The organism is Gilliamella sp. ESL1225, from assembly GCF_058502635.1.
Window position 1 is genome coordinate 448,897 of sequence record NZ_CP196358.1, and the last position, 21,295, is coordinate 470,191.

The window sequence follows — 21,295 nt, forward strand, 5'->3', positions numbered from 1 at the left end:
ATATGCAAGTTAAAATATAAATTAATGAAAAATCACAATTTAATAAAATGAATGACTACCGGCTTGATGTTCAGTGATATCTTTGACGCCAGCAAGTTCGGGAAACATCCCTAATAGTTGTTTCTCGATACCTTCTTTTAATGTGTAATCGATCATGGAACATCCATTACATCCTCCACCAAATTGAAGAATGACATAATTATCATCTGTTATTTCAATCAGATTAACATGACCACCATGACCGGCTAGTTGAGGGTTGATTTCTGCCTGAATGACATAATTTACCCGCTCAATTAATGGGGCGTCAGCAGATACTTTTTTCATTTTAGAATTAGGTGCTTTTAATGTCAGTTGGGTACCAAGTTCATCAGCAATATAATCAATTTCTGCATCTTCTAAAAAAGGAGCGCTAATTGAATCTATATAGATTGAAAAACCATCTTGTGGTTGCTCTATATCGCTTTCTTCAATAGTATCAGGTGGGCAGTAAGATACGCCACATTCAGCGGTTGCAGTACCTGGATTGATAACAAAAACACGTATTTGTGTTCCTTCAGATTGATTACTAAGCAACTTATTGAAATGTTGTTCAGCAGATTTTGAAATTTTAATAATTGACATGGATTCCTCTCTTTATCGTTTAGAAAAAGTGACTAAACGATAACCAATAAAAAATGTTTGGTTTTATCGGTTATTATAGAGACTAACATTGATTTTACAAGAGAGTACGACATAAGCATAAAATATGAATATGTGTTGCTCCTGCGTTTTTTAACTGTTGGCTTATTGCATTAACGGTATTAGTCGTTGTTACAATATCATCAACTAATATTACCGATTGATTTTGCAAATCATTTTTGCAAGTATATAAAACATCGACATTACGTTTTCTTTCCTTAATCGATAATTTTTTTTGTTCTAAAGCTATTTTATTGCGTTTTAATAGATAAGGATAAAAAGGGCGATTTAGCCATTTTGCAATATAACGTGCTAACATCTCCGCTTGATTATAACCTCGTCGCCAATAACTGATATGGTGTAAAGGAACACACGTTATAAGAGCAGGTTTTATCGCTTTTCCTGATAACCATTTTTGAAACCATTCTAAAAAAATTAACCTAGATAGTGCAATATTCAGTTCAGTTTTTTGATTAAATTTGAAATCATGTATTAAATCTTTAATTGGTGACTCATAACCAAAAGCAGGTGTGATCTCGTCATAATAAGGTCTATGTTCTAAACATCTAAAACAGCGTAAACTCGGCAATGAATGGGGTAAAGCACATTGCTGGCAAATTTTATTCAATTTTGGAAGATTCTTATAGCATTGGCTACAAATACCATGATTCTTTATTTTGAGCGACATCCGACATAAAAAGCAGCGCATTATATCCATACCTTATTTAAAGTGATATAAATTAAGTGGTTAATTATAAATATGCGCTTTCATCATTAATATAATTAACAATTAACATTGGGATTGTCTTCACAAAATTTTCCAATATTTAAGTCAATGATATTTATATTACTAAAATATTGAGTATAATTTTGAAACTTAAAAATCTTATAAACCTTAAAAGGATTTAACAATATGAAAAACATTAAATTAATCATTGCCAGTTTATTATTAAGCTGTATCTCTTTTAGTTCTTTTGCCGATACTCGGGTTTTATTACAAACAAGTTTAGGTGATATTGAAATTGAATTAGATGAACAAAATGCACCGATATCAACGAATAACTTTATTGAATATGTTAACAGTGGATTTTATGATGGATTAATTTTTCACCGCGTTATCCCAAACTTTATGATTCAGGGCGGCGGTGCTGATGAACAACTTAAATTTAAAGAAGGCAAATCACCGATTAAGAATGAAGCCAATAATGGTTTAAAAAATAATCGAGGTACCGTTGCAATGGCTCGAACTAATGTTGTCGACAGTGCGACCAGCCAATTTTTTATTAATGTCGTTGATAATAATTTCTTAAATTATACTTCTCCTTTAAATTATGGATATGCCGTATTTGGTAAAGTTGTAAGCGGAATGGAAGTTGTTGATAAAATTGTTAAAGTTCCAACTAAATCGGTTGGACCACATCAAAATGTTCCAGTAGATCCTGTCTATATCAAACGTGCATTTGTTGAAAAAAACATTGAAAAAACGCCAGAACAAATCGTAGCGGATCAACCTATTACTGATCAAACAATAACTGACGAAACAACGGATAATCAACCGATAGAAGATCAAACATCATCTGATCAAAAATTAGAACAGATAGAGGAATAATTGAAGGGTAATAAAAGATTAATATAAATTGTTTATTTTGAATAAATTTAATTTAAATCGTATCTTTTAAATCACAAAAGAACAAAGCATAAATAACCGCTAAATCATAGCGGTTATTTTGTTATTGGGTTTCTTGAAATTGTGGTATTGATTTAAGAAAGAAATAATTTAAATAAAATCAGAAAAATGATGGTCGGCGAGAGAGGATTCGAACCTCCGACCCACTGGTCCCAAACCAGTTGCGCTACCAAGCTGCGCTACTCGCCGATTCTTGATATATCTTAAACAATTAATCTAAAGAATTCTCTAAGATAAATGGGGTGGCTAATGGGATTCGAACCCACGACAACTGGAATCACAATCCAGGGCTCTACCAACTGAGCTATAGCCACCAAAGAAGTAGGACGGAATATTACGCATAAAATAAGATCTTGTCCAGCAGATTTTTTAAAAAATTCGTTAATTGATTATATAAAAAACAATTTTAGGTTTAGCAATATATTTTAATGATTTTTGCTAACATAAAAGAAGAAAATATATACAAAAATAAAAAGTTATATTAAATTTATAGGCATACTTGTCTTTAAAATGTCTTAGAATCACAAACGAAAATGTGTAATCTTTTAGTAAAATAGACTGACTTTTAACAGACTATTGACAATAATATATTAATAAATAACAACATAGTAATGGTGATTATGATAAATATCCTATTAATTGATGATGATATAGAATTATCGCAAATGCTCAGCGAATATTTAACTAATGAAGGTTTCAATATAAAAAGTGTTTATTTAGGTAAAGACGGTATTGATGAAGCTTTATCGGGTAAATATCGTGCGGCTATCTTAGATGTAATGTTACCAGATATAAATGGTATTGATGTTTTAAAAAATATTCGTCAACAATCCAATATGCCAGTCATTATGCTTACGGCTAAAGGTGATAATATTGATCGTGTTTTAGGTTTGGAATTAGGCGCTGATGATTATATTCCAAAACCTTGTTATCCACGTGAATTATTAGCTAGATTACGTGCTGTATTACGTAGATTTGAAGAAAGACCGGTAGAAATCACGGACGATAAAAAATATTATTACAATGGTTTGGTATTAGATTTACCTCAACGACTTTGTACATGGCATGATAAAGTCATTGATTTAACTTCAACCGAATTTAATTTATTAGTTTTACTAGTCAAATATAATGAGCGCGTTGTTACAAAAGAAAAATTATCCGAAGATGGATTAGGCCGCGCACGAGAATTATATGATCGTAGTGTCGATGTCCATATTAGTAATATTAGACAAAAATTACATCAAGTAGCACAAAATGTAGTTACTATCGAAACAATTCGAGCGGTAGGTTACCGTATCCGGTGATAATCTTAGGTTTTTTTAAATGAATCGATGTTTATTTTGGAAAATTTTAATCACCTTTTGGTTAATATTCTTTTTTACCTTTCAACTTACTTGGATTGCATTTACTTTTTATCTTGATAATAAAAATAAACAATTTATTAACCATATGCCTACAAAAGTGGATTTGGTTGCTCAATTGTTACATGTTCAAGGTGAAGAGGAAACGCTTAAGTTTATTTCCCATTTTCCTGAAAACGAACGTTCATTATTAACTATAAAGCTGGCTTCATCTCAAAATGATCCAGTAAATATTATTAATGATAAATTAATTGGTAATCATGTTAATTATCAACGTATGACCATCTCACCTGATGGTACGCCTTATATCGTGACTTTTCAGGAAGATCAAGCAAGTGACAGTAATAATGAAACTATTTTCAATATGCCACTTACGATGATATTAATGGGTGTTTTTGTTGGTCTTATATTCAGTCTATTTTTAGCATGGAATTTAACGAGACCAATGAAATTATTGCGACAAGGATTCCATTCTGTTTCACAAGGTGATTTATCGGTAAGATTATTCGATAAATTAAAACGTCGACGCGATGAATTAAGTGATCTAGGAAAAGATTTCGATATGATGGTTGAACAGCTACATATCTTAATTTCGGATAGGCAAGCTTTATTGCATGATGTCTCGCATGAATTACGTACTCCTTTAGCGAGATTGCAGTTAGCTATTGGTCTTGCGCAGCAAAATAAACAAAATATTGATACAGCCTTATCAAGAATTGAATTGGAATCTCAACGTTTAGATCAACTTATTGGTGAAATTTTGAATTATTCGCGGGCTGAAATGACTAATCGTACCGATGAATATTTTGATTTAAAAGCCTTGATTGGGGTAGTCATTAACGATGCTAATTATGAAGCTAATCCTCAATCAATCGTCGTTAAATTTATACAAACTAATATTAATCACTCGATTATAAAAGGCAATTCCGAACAAATAAGACGTGCGGTCGAAAATATTATCCGTAATGCAATACGGTTTTCAAAACCAGGACAAGAAGTTGATGTAGTGCTAAAAGAAGTGGGTAAATATTTACAAATTGAAGTTAAAGATAGAGGGCCTGGTGTAGAACCAAGTAAATTATCGAGCATTTTCGAACCTTTTGTACGTATTCAATCAACCCAACTTGGTAAAGGATATGGACTCGGTCTTGCAATAGCACGTAAAACAGTCTCCTTCCATAAAGGTTTGATAAGCGCAAAAAATCGTGAACATGGTGGCTTAACGGTTATTATTAAATTGCCATATTGGCGTCTAGATTAATAACAATCGGAATTAACGTCTAAAACATACTGTTTAACCAACGGTTCAAGCATTATTTTATCGTGTCCAATAAAATCTAATTGAGTTAATCGTGTTGGATTTGATGTTAATATTTGTTTATATTGCGTTAAATATTGCTTTGCGATTGGTTTATATGACCAATGCCACTCTTCTGGATAATATCCACCTTTGCGATCTTCATTATAAGGCTGACAAAAACCATATCTAAACATATTCTCTTGTAACCATTGATAAAGAATCTGACCTTTTTTATCGTTTTTAAAATAATTAGACGATAAATTGGTAATGTCTACATCTGTTCCCCAATGATGTCTTGAGGTACCTGGCATCGATGAATATTTTAAAATTTCGTTAGCAATGCTGTTTGCGTCATTATTATGTTTTGCTAAAGCGGTCCATTTACGTTGCCAAATACCATTTTGATAGTCATAATTACGCGTTGCACTAACAATAATAAACGGAATATCAGGATGCTGTTTCTGGAATGCTTGATAAGCATTAATTAATTGATTTGCGGCTTCTTTTTGTAGAAACATACCTTTTTTATTTACTGGCAATAATGTTGAATCTAAGGCAATAAAAGAATCATCTTGCGTTTCATCAAACTGCCCAATTAATTTATTTAAAGGAATTTCTTGTGCCATTGTAAATGTTGAATAGAGAAGAGAAAAAATAATGCTTAGTTTACGCCAAGATTTCATGATTTAGTAGTTGATTAATAATAGAAAATAATTTCTGTTAGCCAGAATCAATGAAAATCAGTATAATCTTTTTCCCAGAAATTAAAAAGCCATAATGTGTAAAAACGAGGCGTTATGACAGTTCCAAGTAATATTAATATAGCGAATTCAATCCCTACCGTGAAAGAAAAAATTAATCTCTTAAATCTCACCCGTCGAGGGCTGCGTGATTTTTTTGTAGCCATGGATGAAAAACCATTTAGAGCGGATCAAGTCATGAAATGGATTTACCATTTTGGATTAGATGATTTTGATTTAATGACAGACATTAATAAAAAATTACGTGATAAATTAAAAGACATTGCAGAAATTAAAGCGCCTGCCATTGCGATAGAACAGCGTTCCAGTGATGGTACTATTAAATGGGCATTAGATGTTGGCAACAATCAAATGATTGAAGCGGTCTATATCCCCGAACGAGACAGAGCGACATTATGTGTATCATCACAGGTAGGCTGTGCATTAGAATGTAAATTCTGCTCAACAGCACAACAAGGATTTAATCGTAATCTTACTGTCGCTGAAATTATAGGACAAGTATGGCGTGCTTCTAAAGCAATTGGTTTAACCGGAAAACTTGCTGATAGACCGATTACAAATGTTGTTATGATGGGGATGGGAGAGCCTTTACTTAATTTATCAAATGTTGTTCCTGCAATGGAAATAATGTTAGATGATTTTGGTTTTGGTTTATCTAAAAGACGTGTAACACTATCAACGTCAGGTGTTGTACCCGCCTTAGATAAATTAGCCGGTATGATTGATGTAGCACTGGCAATTTCATTACATGCACCTAATGACACTATCCGTAATGAAATAATGCCAATTAACCAGAAATATAATATGGCACAATTACGTGACTCGATTTTGAATTATTTAAAAGTTTCTAATGCTAATCACGGCAAAGTCACCATTGAATATGTATTACTTAACCAAATAAATGACGGTATTGAACATGCTCATGAATTGGCAAAATTTTTAAAAGATGTTCCAAGTAAGATTAATTTGATACCATGGAACCCGTTTCCAGGTGCACCTTATTCGCGAAGTTCGAACAGCCGTATTGATCGATTTATGAAAACATTAATGGAATATGGTTTTACTGTGATTGTACGCAAAACACGTGGTGATGATATTGATGCGGCTTGTGGTCAATTAGCGGGAGAAGTTGTCGATCGTACTAAAAGAACATTATATAAAAAGATTCCTATCCAACAAACTTTATAAGCAGGTTAGAATGAAATCCTATCAAAAGTGGATGTTATTAGCTGTTGGAATAGCAAGCTTATTGCTATCTGGCTGCCAATTAAAAGGGCGTAATGAATTTGATCCCGAAACAGCTGCATTAGCTAGAATGAAATTAGGTTTAGGTTATCTAGCTCATGCAAATGAATCCGACGAAAACGTTAAATTGGCGCATTATAATTTACGGACTGCAGCCGAATATTCGCCTAATAATCCGCAAATTATGTTAGCCATGGCAATGTTTGATCAGCATGTTGGTGAATATCAAGAAGCGGAAATGATTTATCAACGAATTACTAAAATGGAGCCAGGTAATGGACTTTATAATGTTCATTATGGTTCTTTTTTATGTGCGCGCAATAGATATGAAGAAGCGAAAAAGCAATTTCAAACAAGTTTAGATTTAGATCGTCATCGTTGGAAAGCCGATAGTTACGAGCAATATGGCTATTGTGCTTTGCAAAATAATGATAAACAAACGGCTGATTTAATGTTTAAACAACTTTTTTTATATGATGCAACACGCCGACAAAATGTCACAGAAACAGCTAAACTTTATAAGCAACAAGGTGAAAATACAATCGCAAATTATTTATTAGAAGTCGTAAATCAATAACCCCAAAAATAATAAAAATGACAGCACGTTTTGTTTTAATCTCTTTATAAGAAACTATCAATTAAGTTAATGATTGAGAATAAGTCGTAAAGCTATTTAAAAACTGATATTAAAAAATTAATTAAAAATTATATTGTTTGGTTTGAATTAAAAAAGGCAGAAATAATGAGTTTTTTAGCGATTTTATTTTTAGCATTTGCAATGTCAACCGATGCATTTGCGGTAGCTGTTTGTCGAGGTGTTAGTTTTAAATCAACGCAATTATGGGATGCGTTAAAAGTAGGATTATTATTTGGGATAGTAGAGGCAATAACGCCTGTTATTGGATGGTTATTGGGGTATTTAAGTTACCAATATATCGAAAAATGGGATCATTGGATTATCTTTATAGTCATGCTGTTTTTAGGTATCAAAATGATCCATTCTTCCTTTCAATCTCAAACAGAAGAATCGAATTCACAAGCATTAATAACAAATACACGTTCCATTCTAACCTTAATATTTACAGCAATTTTAACTAGCATTGATGCATTTGCTATTGGAGTAGGGCTTGCTCTGGCGAATATTAATATCGTCTACGCCGCTATAATGATAGGCTGTGCTACCTGCCTAATGGTAACGTTTGGATTATTATTAGGTAAAAAAATAGGGTGCTTAATTGGTAAACGTGCTGAATTGTTAGGGGGAATAATACTGATTATTCTGGGAGCGACTATTTTATATCAACACTTAACAGGCTAAAAAAATAATTGCCGCTAATTATAAAATCAACATTAACTATCTTTAATCAATAGAGCATAAAAAAAGAACATCTTTTATAATTAAAAGATGTTCTTTTTTAAGATAATTCCAATAGGACTGTATAGGTTTTATGGGGATAATTTAAAGACTAAAGTCTTCTTACATCATGCCGCCCATTCCACCCATGCCACCCATTCCGCCAGCAGCACCTAAATCAGGTGTATCTTTAGGAAGATCGGTTATCATACATTCAGTTGTGATCATGAGGCCTGCAATAGATGCCGCATATTGTAAAGCACTGCGGGTCACTTTAGTTGGATCTAAAATACCCATTGCAATCATATCGCCATATTCTTCAGTTGCTGCATTATATCCATAATTGCCTTTACCACCTTTAACCGCATTTACAACTACAGAGGCTTCTTCACCGCAGTTAGTCACGATTTGACGAAGTGGGGCTTCCATAGAACGAAGTGCAACTTTAATGCCTACATTTTGATCTTCGTTAGCACCTTTAAGGTCAGCAATTGCCGATGCAGCGCGAACTAAAGCAACACCACCACCTGCAACAACACCTTCTTCAACTGCGGCGCGAGTTGCATGTAATGCATCTTCAACACGTGCTTTTTTCTCTTTCATTTCAACTTCAGTCGCAGCACCTACTTTAATTACCGCAACACCGCCAGCTAATTTAGCAACACGTTCTTGAAGTTTTTCTTTATCATAGTCAGATGTTGACTCTTCAATTTGTTTACGAATTTGCTCAACACGTGCTTCAATAAGTGATTGTTCACCAATACCATCAATAATTGTTGTATTATCTTTAGTGATAACAACACGTTTTGCTTGACCAAGATCTTCAAGAGTTGCTTTTTCAAGCTCTAAACCAATTTCTTCTGAAATTACAGTACCACCTGTTAAAACTGCAATATCTTGTAACATCGCTTTACGACGATCACCAAAACCAGGTGCTTTAACCGCAGCAACTTTAACGATACCACGCATAGTATTAACAACTAATGTTGCAAGCGCTTCGCCTTCGACATCTTCAGCAATAATTAATAATGGTTTACCGGCTTTGGCAACGGCTTCAAGAACTGGAAGTAGTTCACGAATATTGGAGATTTTTTTATCGACTAATAAAATATAAGGATTATCTAATTCAACCGTTGCTGTTTCTGGCTTATTGATAAAATATGGTGATAAATAACCACGATCAAATTGCATACCTTCAACAACATCAAGTTCATCTTGTAAGCCAGTACCATCTTCGACAGTAATAACACCTTCTTTACCGACTTTTTCCATCGCTTGGGCGATTAAAGAGCCAACAGACTCATCTGAATTTGCTGAAATTGTCCCAACTTGCGCAATGGCTTTTGAGTCAGAACATGGTGCAGATAATTTTTTAAGTTCTTCAACAGCCGCTAAAACAGCTTTATCAATACCACGTTTTAAATCCATCGGATTCATTCCTGCTGCAACCGCTTTTAATCCTTCATTAACGATTGATTGTGCAAGAACAGTTGCCGTTGTTGTGCCATCGCCTGCTGCATCATTTGCTTTTGAAGCAACTTCTTTAACCATTTGTGCGCCCATATTTTCGAATTTATCTTCTAATTCAATTTCACGAGCTACAGATACACCATCTTTAGTAATGGTTGGAGCACCAAAAGATTTATCTAATACAACATTGCGTCCTTTTGGACCAAGAGTCACTTTAACGGCATCAGCAAGGATATTTACACCATTAAGCATTTTAACGCGGGCATCATTACCAAATTTTACTTCTTTAGCGGTCATCTTCTTTTCCTCTTAAATTCTGTCTAGTAAGTTAATAAATAGTCAATTATTCTTGAACAATCGCTAAAATATCGTTTTCAGATAAGATAAGCACTTCTTCGTTATCAATTTTTTCAGGTTTAACACCATAACCTTCATTAAAAATGACGATATCGCCAACTTTAACGTCTAATGGTTGAACTTGCCCATTATCTAAAATGCGACCATTACCAACAGCCAACACTTCACCGCGCGTTGATTTACCGGCAGCTGTACCTGTTAATACGATACCACCAGCTGATTTAGATTCTACTTCTTTGCGTTTGATGATCACACGATCATGCAATGGACGAATTTTCATTAGTTATCTCCTATACTAATTATTAATTAAAAAATATTTTAATTAACATAATGATTAATTAAGATAAATCACAAGATTAAAATTTATGATACAGTGCCAAAGATATGGGGATAGAAAAAAATCCTTCAAGAGATTATAACGGAAAAATTTTCCGTTTGATGATTTATTCATCATAAAAAAATATATAATGAAAAAAATAATCTTAACTTTATGCGTAATGATTAAAATAACTAATTGATAATTATAAATATATATAATTTAACGATACTTAAAAATTTTTTTAGATTAAACATACAAAATTTAAATTTATCGCATAAATATTGTAATGATTTATTAACGTTATTGGATTTTTAATTCTTAAACAAAATTAACAAACAGATCCAAAATCATAAAAAACAGTCAATAAATAATCAATTAAGCTATTTTTCAATCAACCAATCATTATTTTAAAAAATATTAGCTAAAAGGGATTGACGACTAATTCAGAATCGTGTTTAATGTGCATCCATTGTTGCCCGGATAGCTCAGTCGGTAGAGCAGGGGATTGAAAATCCCCGTGTCCGTGGTTCGATTCCGCGTCCGGGCACCAATCTTAAATAAAGAACACCAGCTTAAAGCTGGTTTTTTTATATCTAAAATTCATTGATACCAATGTGTTTAAATCTACAAGAACTTATGCAGAAAGGCTTTGTAGTAATACCCCCAATTCTTGATTTACCGACTATTGCCCTTTTTGAACTCTATTAAATAAAGTATTAGATAAAAAAGAACGTTACCATAGGCTAAGTATTAAAGAGTTAGATACTCGGCTAATGGATCATATTAGTTGTTTATCTGCTGAAGAAAAGCGTCTGCTTCAATTGAGATGTAGTAATTAAATGATGGGTGACTTCTTGAAAAAGGCTACTGAAAAAACATTTTCATGTTCAAACGCAACACAAATTATACTCCAAATATCATTGAGTGTATTGTGTTCATGTTTCTTTATTATAACTATCGACTTTATATAAAAATTGGATTCGGTAAGCCTTTTTATTATCCAAACGCATCTATTCCAGTGGTGCTCCAAATGAGATTTCTATCTCATTTTTTATCTTAAATAATCAAAAAAAATTCATTCTCTTCTGTAGAGCTTTTACTCAACCATAATTAAACGCTCAGCTCTTTTTGACTAAATATTAGATTATAAGGTCAATCACTTAATCCTGAACCAGACAAGAGCCAATGAATCCTTATTTGGATTAATATTATTATAAAGTGTACAGTTGCTTTGTTGAAAAATCTCAAGTGCAAGTTGCCAATATTGGCGGCGAATATAATACCGATTTTTGAGCACAACTTTCAGTATACTTTTCCTCAGCTTCTTTAGTGCTAGTGCTAATCATGAGTTCTTTTGCGTCTAGAGTTCGAAAGATTTAATCGATTTCAATATCGTCTTTTTTTGTGCAAATAATATCTTATAGTCGATAAAATTCCTTCAAAGAATGCAGTTTAGTGATTTAAGCGTAATGGTAAAATGTTGTTTTGCATCATCTCCAGATAGGCTTCTTTAATACTGCGCCAATAGCGTAATTTAGGTACAGGGTTTTCAGCACATGCCTTATACACATCATAATGACTGGTATTTCGCAATTCATCCTCACCATTTTGTTTGCTGTGATTTGGGTTATGGTTATCCACCATAAAACGTAGCTTATCCACCTCAACCGCCCAAATGTTAGCAAATTTTGTAACTAAGTGATGAATGGTTTCATTGATCATCTGTTCCAGCAACTCAGTAATATTTTTACCACGGTAAGATTCTGGATCACGCTTAATATTTTGCCAAAGCGTATCCATTAGATCCGCAAGTTTTGGATTTTCTTCAATCAGTGTTTGAATATAGTTATCAACTTCTTGATATTGCGTGCCATCCTCTAAATGGAAATCTGATGCCGTTTCTGAATTAGGTACAAAACGCTGAATAAGGGATAAAATATAACGATAATTAATTTCTTCCATGCGGTGTGTAAGCAGCACATATTCAATATCTAACGGCTCGACTTCATCGTCATTATCGTGATTATAGCGCAGTTCTTCAAGCACATTGATATAAGAGCCATGATAACTTTCAATTTCAGTTTCCGTAATGGCAAAATTTGTTTCGATATTTGTCATATCAAAATCAAAATAGACCGATACCGCGTTAAACGCTTTATCAAAACGCTGGTATAGCTTTGCGAATTGTCGTTTTTCACCTAGTGTGAGATGATGAGTCTCTTCAGGTGTGGGGACAAGATGGCGTAACGCTTTTATCGCTTCTTGTAAACGAGCTTTCGCCTCTTGCCAAGTTGGGGCAAGAACGTAATTTTCACCACCATTAGAATAAAGAAATAATGCTTGTTCAACAGCATCTTGATAGAGAGTTGGTGTTTGAAAAGTGACAATTTGACCAAAGGTTTTACTCTTATCAAATAATCGATTAGTACGAGAAAATGCCTGAATAATATCATGTGGCCGCATTGGCGGCCGGTCGATGAATAAAGTCGAAATACAAGGAGCATCAAAACCGGTTAATAACCTATCTACCACAATAATAATATCAATCTGTTCAGCTCGTCTATGGTACCGGCTTTGTTTTCTAGCCAGTCTGGCATTAATATTTTGATTATAGGCGCGAATTGTTTCAAGAGTAAAATTCGTACCATAGCACTGATTATAATCAATTAACGCTTCTTTCATTTTTTCTTGATTGCGAATTGATGATTCTTCATTTTCAGACAGTGAATATGTCAGCGCGACTTTAGGAAAATCAGGCAAAATACTGCGTGTGTTCTCATTAATTTTGACGGTTTCAAGTCCGGCGACCACACGTTTAAACAAATCATAATATTCCTGTGCAATAGCGATACTTGGTACTGTTAAAATTGCACCATAAGCTTTGCCTTCACCATTTTCAGTCGTAAAACCAAGTTTGCTTTTTGATTTATTGATAATCGAGTCAATAACTTTCAAGCGATGTCTATTGTCATCATAAACTGAACTTGGAATCAACTTTTCTTTTTCTTTCGTACTTAATTGATTGGGTTTTTTATTAACATGATAGTGGTAAATAATTTTATCAATTTCATCTTCTTCAAGTGTACTTTTATATTCCACTTGAAAGCCAAGTACTGCATTATCGTTAATCGCTTCTTTTACTGTATATTCATGTAGGCGCTTACCATATTGTTGCTCAGTCGTTCTCGCTAAATCACCTAACTCAGCACGTGGATTTTCGGCAAAGATTGGTGTACCAGTAAAACCATACCATAGTGCATACTGAAAACAGCGATCAAGTTCCTGTTTTTTTCGTGGTGTGACAGCCCGGTGGCACTCATCAACAATAAATGCCACTTTAAGGGCTTTTATTTTATTGTATCGTTTTTGTTTATGTTCGCTAATGTTAGCTTCAGCCATGCGCTTCATTAAATGATTAAGCTTTTGAATAGTGGTAATAACAACACCGCGCTCTTCACTTGCCAACCGCTGTACTAAATCATTTACATTGTCTGTTTCATCAATGGATACAGGATCAAATTCAGCATAAGACGTAAAGGAACTGGTTGTTTGCTGATCAAGATCAACACGATCAACAATAAATAGGGTTTTATCAATCGCAGGAATCTGTAACAGATTACACGCCACTTTATAAGAGGTTAAGGTTTTACCTGAACCCGTGGTATGCCATACATAACCAGATTGCTGGCAAGCTGAAGCTTGTTTTACTGCCTCAATAGCATGGATCTGATAGGGGCGTAATAAAATCAACGCTTCATTGTCTTTGTCGGTAATGGAGTATTGCGTCACGATTTTATGCGCCTGAGGAATAGATAGTACAGCTTTAGCAAAAGCTAAATAATCAGTGATAGGCTTATTATTGATATCCACCCATTTACATAAAAAGCGTTCATTTAATTGTGAGTGTAATGCCGAGGCAATATAACGGGTATCTGTGCCATTACTGACTACAAACATCTGTACTGAGGAAAAGATACCTTTAAACTTTCCTTCTTTTAGGTATTTTTTAATCTGACGGAAGCCATCCATATAAGGATGCTGACGATTTTTTAGCTCAATATGAATCATCGGCAAGCCGTTGATCAACAACGTAACATCGAAAATACGGTTACGATCATTATCTTGCTGCTTACCACTAGTAAAATGATTGATCACTTCATAAATAGTACTACCGCCAGCCACATCAGCACGATTAATCACATTAAGACGAATCGTGCCAAGCGTAGCGTCTTCACGCTGTACTTGTACTTTAGCAATACCATTTTCACCGGCAAGCCATTTAGCTGCTTCATAAAAATTAATAAAAGTCAGCTGTGTTTTAACCTGCATAAACTCTTGCTCAGTTAAAGCGACGCCACGTAATATTGCACGATTATTCGCTTCAAGAATATTGCGTAAGTTTTGCCATAAAGCTGCTTCGTTGGTTAAATCATCCCGATAATGCCATTGGGACTCACCTTGAATCAGTTGATTAATAAAGTTGATTTCTAACTTTCGCTCTTTAGTAAATTGAATCGCCACATGCTGTCCTTTTTATTATGATCCACTAAATAAATAATCGCTGTAACATCGCTTTTTTTAACGTCTGATAATGGGTTAACTTATTTTGTTGCTCCGTGATTTGTTTATCTAATTGTTGGAAGAAGTTACCAATTTGGGTTTGTTCTTTTAAAGAAGGAATTTTAACTGAAATATCTTTAAAAAGTGGAAACTTCAAATTCCAAGTATCAGATGTCAATCCTTGTGAATTATTTCGAAACATATTTATCATAAACGGTAATTTAAATTGATAAGAAAAGAATAGACCAGAAATATTATTCCTAGGAATGATAACCGTATAAGCAGGGCTTAAAACACCTGAGTAAATAGATAATCCACTTGCACCTTGCCACATTCTCATAGAGTTATATGCTATATCTCCAACACATACTATTTTATAATTACTCTTATCCGAACTAGAAGTATCTCTTCGTTCTAGACTTGATGCCAAAACAACACCTGAATTAATAGTTACAGAAATAAGCTCACCTGACTCAGCTCTCTCATTTCTTTCATCAAAACACTCTTCTAACTTTTTCTTTACCCAATTTCCACTAAATCCTTTAAAGCGCACTCTCGGCACCTTTTCACCTTTTTGTGGGAACATTTTTTGTAGCATGGCTTTTTTATAATTTTGAGCTTGAGTCAAGGTGTTTTGTTGTAGTTCAATCACTCTATCTAGTTTTTGGAAAAAATTACCGATTTGGTTTTGTTCTTGTTGCTTAGGTGTAATAATCGGCATTGTCCTAAAAACTGAATCACTAATTGCAAATCTATCAGAACGTGCACCTTTATCACCATTCATAAACATAAAACGATGCCATTTAGATGTTGAAAAATAATAATCTAAAAAATCGTTATTAATCGAATGTGTTCTAAACACGTAATATAATGGTGACATAACCCCTGTTCGATTTAACTTATTGCGTTGTATTGGTCCAACTGGCGCTAAATTCGAGATCCTTGGATTATAAACAAAATCATTTGGTTGAACGACGTAGTAGTGACATAAATTTACTTCATTTGAAATATCTTTATTAAAAAAATCCCTTTGGTTTACAATACCGTATTCAGCTGAATTAGTAAAAGTTTCAGTAATAAGATTGCTTTTGTTTTTTTCTTGCACTTTATCCGAAATATCACAAAGTTTTGTTATATCCCACTCTCTAATAAACCCTTTAAACCTTAGTTTAGGCACTTTACTCTTAATGCTTGCCATTACTGATTCCTTGTAATGCCGCTTTAAAGTCTTCTAACTCTTTTTCCGCTTCTGGTGTTGTGCCTGTCAGTTCATCTAACATAGTAAACAGTTCACTTTCTGCGATTTTTAGTTCTTGTTGTGTCTGCATAATTGCTGTGGATAAATCAGTTAGAGGGATCTCTGGTTCTGCTTCAAAAGTATCAACATAACGTGGAATATTAAGATTAAAATCATTCTCTTCAATCTCAGCAAAACTCGCGAGATAACTGAATTTATCAATAGTTTTGCGTTCTACATAAGCATTAAATATCGTTTCAACATGTTCATCAGTTAAAATGTTTTTGGTTCGCGCTTTTTCGGATAATTCTTGTGCATCAATAAACAACACATCACGTTGATTATAATCTTTGCGTAAAATAATAATCGTGGTTGGAATACCAGTATTATAAAAAATATTCGCAGGTAAACCTATCACAGCATAAATATGACCGTTTTCAAGTAATGTGCGACGAATTTTCTCCTCACTGCTTCCCCTAAACAATACCCCATGTGGTAGCACAATCGCCATGGTGCCATTGGATTTTAAATGGTAGAAGCCATGCAGTAAAAAGGCAAAATCAGCACGGGATTTTGGAGCTAACACACCATAAGGCGCAAAACGAGCATCATCTAAAAAGCCTTTTACTGCACTCCATTGTGCGGAATAAGGCGGATTCATTAATACGCCATCAAAATTGGTTGGTTCATCCGTTGGCCAGTCATCACTTAGGGTATCAGCATTGCTTAAATATTGATTTGCAATTGGCACTTGATGCAGCATTAAGTTCATTCGCGCTAGATTATAGGTTGATGTGTTAATTTCCTGACCAAAATAGAGCACTGTACCCGATTCTTGGCTTTCTTTTTTGACGTTCAGCATTAATGACCCCGAACCCATAGTAGGGTCGTAAATACTAAAACCTTTTTGTTTGTGTTTACCATGCATCACAATTTTAGTCATCAACTTTGCGACGCCATGTGGTGTATAAAATTCACCTGCTTTTTTACCTGACTCAGAGGCAAACTCACTGATCATATATTCGTAAGCATCACCTAAAATATCACCGACATAACCATCTAAGTCGATCTCCGCCAGTTTTTTCATTACGCCAGCAATAGTTTCATTTTGTTTTTGTGGTGAGGCTCCAAGTTTGCGCGAATAAAGGTCAATATCCTGAAATAGGTTAGCAAAAATTTCATGCGCTTGTTCGATATTACGAAAGCCTTGCGCTAAGGTTTCCAACTGGAAAGTACTGTTATTAATATCATCTAGCAGTTGAGTAAAAGTGTATTGCGGTTCTATCACATAAGAAAACTGGGTATAAAGCATCTCTTTAAGATCTTGCTGTAATTCTGGATTAGCATAAGCCTTAGCATAGATTGCTTGTGCCTGTTTTAAATCGTCAGCTTTCTCTTCTAGCTGATCAATCGCATAATCCAACATATTATCCGATAGGTATTTATAAAAAATAATACCCAACAAATAGTTTTTGTATTCATTGGCATCCATCTTGGAGCGTAAAATATCCGCTGACGCCCAAAGTGCGTTATAAAGTGACGTTGAATTTTGTTCCATGTAGCAGAATTTCATTAATTAATAATTAAACTTGGTACTGATTTTAACAGATTTATAAATTTTTTATCCAGTATAAAAAATGATAGGTTAATTAATTTGTTACTTATGCTGGCTATTTCCTAAACATTTCCATAAATGCCATTCAATATACCGACTATGCAAATAATCTTCTTTTACTCGAGGTAACAGTATGCTTTTATTCTCAAAATTCCAGAATAATATTGCAACCATTTGATGAATACTCACAAACCACGTTACAAATAGTGCATTATTTTTTCGAGATAGTTCGCAAAATTAGAACATAACAAAATAAAAACAATAACAAAATTAAAAAAATAAAATCGATAATAAATTCCCTACATATCAATAACTGTTTCATAGATTCTAATATCGTTGTTACTTAGTTCTTTAATCCTTAATACTAAGTAGTTAAGCGCATTAAGATTGCTGTACTCGTTCATAAAGAGGAAGGAATGCCATCATTGATTGATACCTAGCTTTTAAAAAAACTCTTCATAATGGATATTATCGATACAGATAAACTTTAAACTCTTTATAATAGTCGGTAATGATAACTATTCATGACTAACTCTCCTTTGTTATATTTACCTAAATTTAGAGATAAATACTGAAATCATGCTCGAATTTACCATTGAACCATCTTTGGCATTCAGCGGCACTACGTCCCCAAAACCCAGATTCCACTAGCATGCTACAAACTATGATTCGAAATCCGTGTAAAAAGAATTCTGTTTTAGTGTCATAATCTATCATTCCAATCGTTTTATTTAACGTGTTTTTGCTAATTGTCTTAATCAGAGATTCATGATTTTTTAATAAAAGAAAATGATGTAAATAGGCTCTTTTAATACATCTAAAAAGGCAAAAAGAAAGTAACACCGAGTTCAATTTAAGTTGTTACCCTTATTTTATTATTTATAATGGTAATACTTCATAAGTACTATTAAAAATCAAACTTATATTATGGAATAGTAAAAAGGGTTTCTTATGCATTTGAAATTGACAGAAGAAGATGTGAAGTTACGGTTTGTAACACCGGCTATCGTTGAAAAATCAGCTTGGACTCATGATTTAATTAGAATGGAGTATTATTTTACTGATGGACAGGTTTTGGTTAATGGCAATCGGAAAAAACGAGGAATACAGAAGAAAGCGGATTATTTATTATTAGCTAAGAATAAAGAAACGCCTCTAGCCATTGTAGAAGCTAAAAGTCATGAATATTCAATCGGTGAAGGGCTTATGCAAGCCATTCAATATGCGAATATTTTAGATATTCCGTTTGCTTACTCAACGAATGGAAAAGGCTTTATTGAGCGAGATCTATTAACTGGAATAGAACGTGATTTATCAATGGATGAGTTCCCAACACAAGCTGAATTATGGCAACGTTACCTTGTTCATAAAAATATCACAAAATCCGAAGAGAAAATGATTGAGCAGCCTTATTACATTAATTCATTTAAGAAGATCACGCCTCGCTATTACCAACGCATTGCAATTGATCGCACTATCGAAGCTGTCGCATCAGGTCAAAAAAGAATCTTACTGGTTATGGCAACGGGTACAGGTAAAACCTATACGGCTTTTCAAATGATATGGCGATTAAAAAAAGCTAATCCAAGTATGAAAGTACTTTATTTAGCTGACAGAAATATTTTAATTGACCAAACCATTACCAATGACTTTAAACCGTTTGAAAGAATTATCACCAAAGTCCAAGGTCGAACTTTAGATAGCTCTTATGAAATTTATATGAGTCTTTACCAGCAATTGGCTGGCGATGAAGGCGAAGAGTCATTTCGACAATTTAAACCCGAATTTTTTGATTTAATCATTATAGATGAGTGTCATCGAGGAAGTGTCAAAGAAGAGTCACAATGGCGAAAAGTACTTGATTATTTCAGCTCGGCAATCCAAATCGGCTTAACGGCAACGCCTAAAGAAACCAAAGATATCAGTAATATTACCTATTTTGGTGAGCCTATCTATACTTATTCTTTAAAGCAAGGTATTGAAGATGGATTCCTCGCCCCTTATAAGGTGATACGAGTAAGTATTAACCATGATGTTGAAGGATGGCGACCCGAAAAAGGTCAAACGGATATTGATGGCAATTTAATTGAAGATCGAGAATATGACCGCAAAGATTTTGATAAAAAACTGATTATTGATGATAGAACACAATTAGTTGCCAAGCGTATAACCACATGGCTTAAAGCCAATGGTCGCGACAGTAAAACCATTATTTTCTGTACGGATATTGATCATGCAGAGCGTATGCGCCAAGCCATGGTTAATGAGAATAGTGATATTGTTAAAAACCACCCTGAATACATTATGCGAATTACAGGTGATAACAAAATAGGCAAGGATAAGTTAGACTATTTTATTGATGCCAATGAACCTTACCCAACTATCGTTACCACCTCTAAATTAATGACAACGGGGGTTGACTGTAAAACCTGTAAATTAATTGTGCTTGAAAACAATATTGAATCAATGACCGAATTTAAACAGATTATTGGTCGAGGTACTCGCTTAAGTACCGATCATGATAAATGGTTTTTTACGATTATGGATTTTCGCGATGTCAGCCGATTATTTGCCGATAAAGATTTTGATGGCGATCCGGTTGTTATCATTGAAAATCCAGTCGTAACGGGTGATGAGGATGAACCAAATCCAGAATCGCCAATCAATGGTGATTGGGATGATGAAGGAGGGGATTCTGATATTATTGACGACATTAACGCTCAAAAATCGCAAAAAATACGTGTTAGAGGTGTTGAAACCACCATTTTAAATGAACGCGTACAGATTATTGATGCTGATGGAAAATTGATCACAGAGAGCTTAACGGATTTTACTAAGCGAAATATTTTATATGAATATGCAACGCTAGATGACTTTATTCAAGCATGGAATAAAGCAAGTAAAAAACAAGCAATTATTGATACGTTAGAAGAGCATGGTGTTTTACTCTCCACACTACAGCAAGCAGCAGGCAATAAAGATTATGATCCATTCGATCTTATCTTACATATTGCTTACGACAAAAAGCCATTAACTAAAGCTGAACGGGTTAATGCTGTAAAAAAACGCGGTTATTTGTATCAATATGATGAGATCTGTCAAAAAGTATTATCCACTTTATTAGATAAATATATGAATGAAGGCATTACCTCATTAGAAGATAACAATGTTTTAAAAAATACCCCATTTGATCAAATGGGCAGTCCAATTAAAATAGCGAGTATGTTTGGCGGTAATGCCATGTATCATCAAGCTATTATCGGATTACAAAACGAACTATATTCGTTAGTAGCTTATCAATAAAACAGAAGCCCTTAATTGCTAAGGGCTTTTTCTTAAATTAATACACAT

The 21,295-nt window shown here is 33.9% G+C and carries 14 protein-coding genes, 3 tRNA genes and 1 pseudogene; 8 read left to right on the top strand and 10 right to left on the bottom strand.

Annotated features, from left to right (window positions below; all coding sequences use genetic code 11):
• Window positions 1-39: 39 nt before the first annotated feature.
• Window positions 40-621, bottom strand: coding sequence for a Fe-S biogenesis protein NfuA (gene nfuA, locus ACSYSW_RS01985; protein ID WP_491704945.1), 582 nt, complete (start codon window positions 619-621; stop codon window positions 40-42).
• Between the two features lie 94 nt (window positions 622-715).
• Complete coding sequence (locus ACSYSW_RS01990; RefSeq protein ID WP_491704944.1) at window positions 716-1,306, bottom strand: phosphoribosyltransferase family protein; 591 nt, start codon at window positions 1,304-1,306, stop codon at window positions 716-718.
• Window positions 1,307-1,591: 285 nt separating this feature from the next.
• Between ACSYSW_RS01990 and ACSYSW_RS01995 the strand changes: the two are divergent.
• Window positions 1,592-2,143 (top strand): annotated as a pseudogene (locus ACSYSW_RS01995) (peptidylprolyl isomerase); the annotation flags it as partial.
• A gap of 334 nt (window positions 2,144-2,477) precedes the next feature.
• Here the strand turns inward: ACSYSW_RS01995 and ACSYSW_RS02000 are convergent.
• Together ACSYSW_RS02000 and ACSYSW_RS02005 are read right to left on the bottom strand one after the other, a co-directional pair.
• A tRNA-Pro gene (locus ACSYSW_RS02000) sits at window positions 2,478-2,554 on the bottom strand.
• Between the two features lie 49 nt (window positions 2,555-2,603).
• Window positions 2,604-2,679: transfer RNA gene (locus ACSYSW_RS02005), tRNA-His, on the bottom strand.
• Between the two features lie 309 nt (window positions 2,680-2,988).
• Here ACSYSW_RS02005 and ACSYSW_RS02010 point away from each other — a divergent pair.
• Together ACSYSW_RS02010 and ACSYSW_RS02015 are read left to right on the top strand one after the other, a co-directional pair.
• Window positions 2,989-3,669, top strand: coding sequence for a response regulator transcription factor (locus tag ACSYSW_RS02010; RefSeq protein WP_491706119.1), 681 nt, complete (start codon window positions 2,989-2,991; stop codon window positions 3,667-3,669).
• A 19-nt stretch (window positions 3,670-3,688) separates the two neighbouring features.
• On the top strand, window positions 3,689-4,987 hold the full coding sequence (locus ACSYSW_RS02015; RefSeq protein WP_491704943.1) for an ATP-binding protein: 1,299 nt from the start codon (window positions 3,689-3,691) through the stop codon (window positions 4,985-4,987).
• Here ACSYSW_RS02015 and ACSYSW_RS02020 read toward each other — a convergent pair.
• Window positions 4,984-5,709 carry a M15 family metallopeptidase gene (locus tag ACSYSW_RS02020; protein WP_491704942.1) on the bottom strand — a complete coding sequence of 242 codons (726 nt, stop codon included), beginning with the start codon at window positions 5,707-5,709 and terminating at the stop codon, window positions 4,984-4,986. The genes ACSYSW_RS02015 and ACSYSW_RS02020 overlap by 4 nt on opposite strands.
• A gap of 114 nt (window positions 5,710-5,823) precedes the next feature.
• Here ACSYSW_RS02020 and rlmN point away from each other — a divergent pair, with 114 nt between their 5' ends.
• The 3 genes from rlmN (at window position 5,824) to ACSYSW_RS02035 (ending at window position 8,350) form a co-directional block, all read left to right on the top strand.
• Window positions 5,824-6,975 (top strand): dual-specificity RNA methyltransferase RlmN, encoded by a 1,152-nt coding sequence (rlmN, locus tag ACSYSW_RS02025; protein ID WP_491704941.1) that lies wholly within the window; start codon window positions 5,824-5,826, stop codon window positions 6,973-6,975.
• 10 nt (window positions 6,976-6,985) lie between these two features.
• Window positions 6,986-7,609 carry a hypothetical protein gene (locus ACSYSW_RS02030; RefSeq protein ID WP_491704940.1) on the top strand — a complete coding sequence of 208 codons (624 nt, stop codon included), beginning with the start codon at window positions 6,986-6,988 and terminating at the stop codon, window positions 7,607-7,609.
• A gap of 165 nt (window positions 7,610-7,774) precedes the next feature.
• Window positions 7,775-8,350 carry a manganese efflux pump MntP gene (locus tag ACSYSW_RS02035; RefSeq protein ID WP_491704939.1) on the top strand — a complete coding sequence of 192 codons (576 nt, stop codon included), beginning with the start codon at window positions 7,775-7,777 and terminating at the stop codon, window positions 8,348-8,350.
• A 159-nt stretch (window positions 8,351-8,509) separates the two neighbouring features.
• Here the strand turns inward: ACSYSW_RS02035 and groL are convergent, their stop codons facing one another.
• Together groL and ACSYSW_RS02045 are read right to left on the bottom strand one after the other, a co-directional pair.
• Entirely contained in the window at window positions 8,510-10,153 is a 1,644-nt protein-coding gene (gene groL, locus ACSYSW_RS02040; RefSeq protein ID WP_491704938.1) for a chaperonin GroEL, read from the bottom strand.
• A 46-nt stretch (window positions 10,154-10,199) separates the two neighbouring features.
• The gene (locus ACSYSW_RS02045) at window positions 10,200-10,493 is read right to left on the bottom strand and encodes a co-chaperone GroES (protein WP_491704937.1); all 294 of its coding nucleotides are present in this window, start codon (window positions 10,491-10,493) and stop codon (window positions 10,200-10,202) included.
• Window positions 10,494-11,006: 513 nt separating this feature from the next.
• On the opposite strand from ACSYSW_RS02045, the gene ACSYSW_RS02050 reads away from it, so the two are divergent.
• Window positions 11,007-11,082, top strand: a tRNA-Phe gene (locus ACSYSW_RS02050).
• Window positions 11,083-11,984: 902 nt separating this feature from the next.
• Here the strand turns inward: ACSYSW_RS02050 and ACSYSW_RS02055 are convergent.
• From ACSYSW_RS02055 to ACSYSW_RS02065, 3 genes are read right to left on the bottom strand one after another with little or no spacing between them, the layout of a single operon-like run.
• A complete protein-coding gene (locus ACSYSW_RS02055; RefSeq protein WP_491706278.1) occupies window positions 11,985-15,053 on the bottom strand; it encodes a type I restriction endonuclease subunit R in 3,069 nt (1,022 codons plus the stop codon).
• A gap of 25 nt (window positions 15,054-15,078) precedes the next feature.
• Window positions 15,079-16,290 (bottom strand): restriction endonuclease subunit S, encoded by a 1,212-nt coding sequence (locus ACSYSW_RS02060; RefSeq protein WP_491706279.1) that lies wholly within the window; start codon window positions 16,288-16,290, stop codon window positions 15,079-15,081.
• Complete coding sequence (locus ACSYSW_RS02065; RefSeq protein ID WP_491704934.1) at window positions 16,277-17,887, bottom strand: type I restriction-modification system subunit M; 1,611 nt, start codon at window positions 17,885-17,887, stop codon at window positions 16,277-16,279. The genes ACSYSW_RS02060 and ACSYSW_RS02065 overlap by 14 nt, the downstream gene beginning before the upstream one ends.
• A gap of 1,008 nt (window positions 17,888-18,895) precedes the next feature.
• On the opposite strand from ACSYSW_RS02065, the gene hsdR reads away from it, so the two are divergent.
• The gene (hsdR, locus tag ACSYSW_RS02070) at window positions 18,896-21,247 is read left to right on the top strand and encodes an EcoAI/FtnUII family type I restriction enzme subunit R (protein ID WP_491706280.1); all 2,352 of its coding nucleotides are present in this window, start codon (window positions 18,896-18,898) and stop codon (window positions 21,245-21,247) included.
• Window positions 21,248-21,295: the final 48 nt, after the last annotated feature.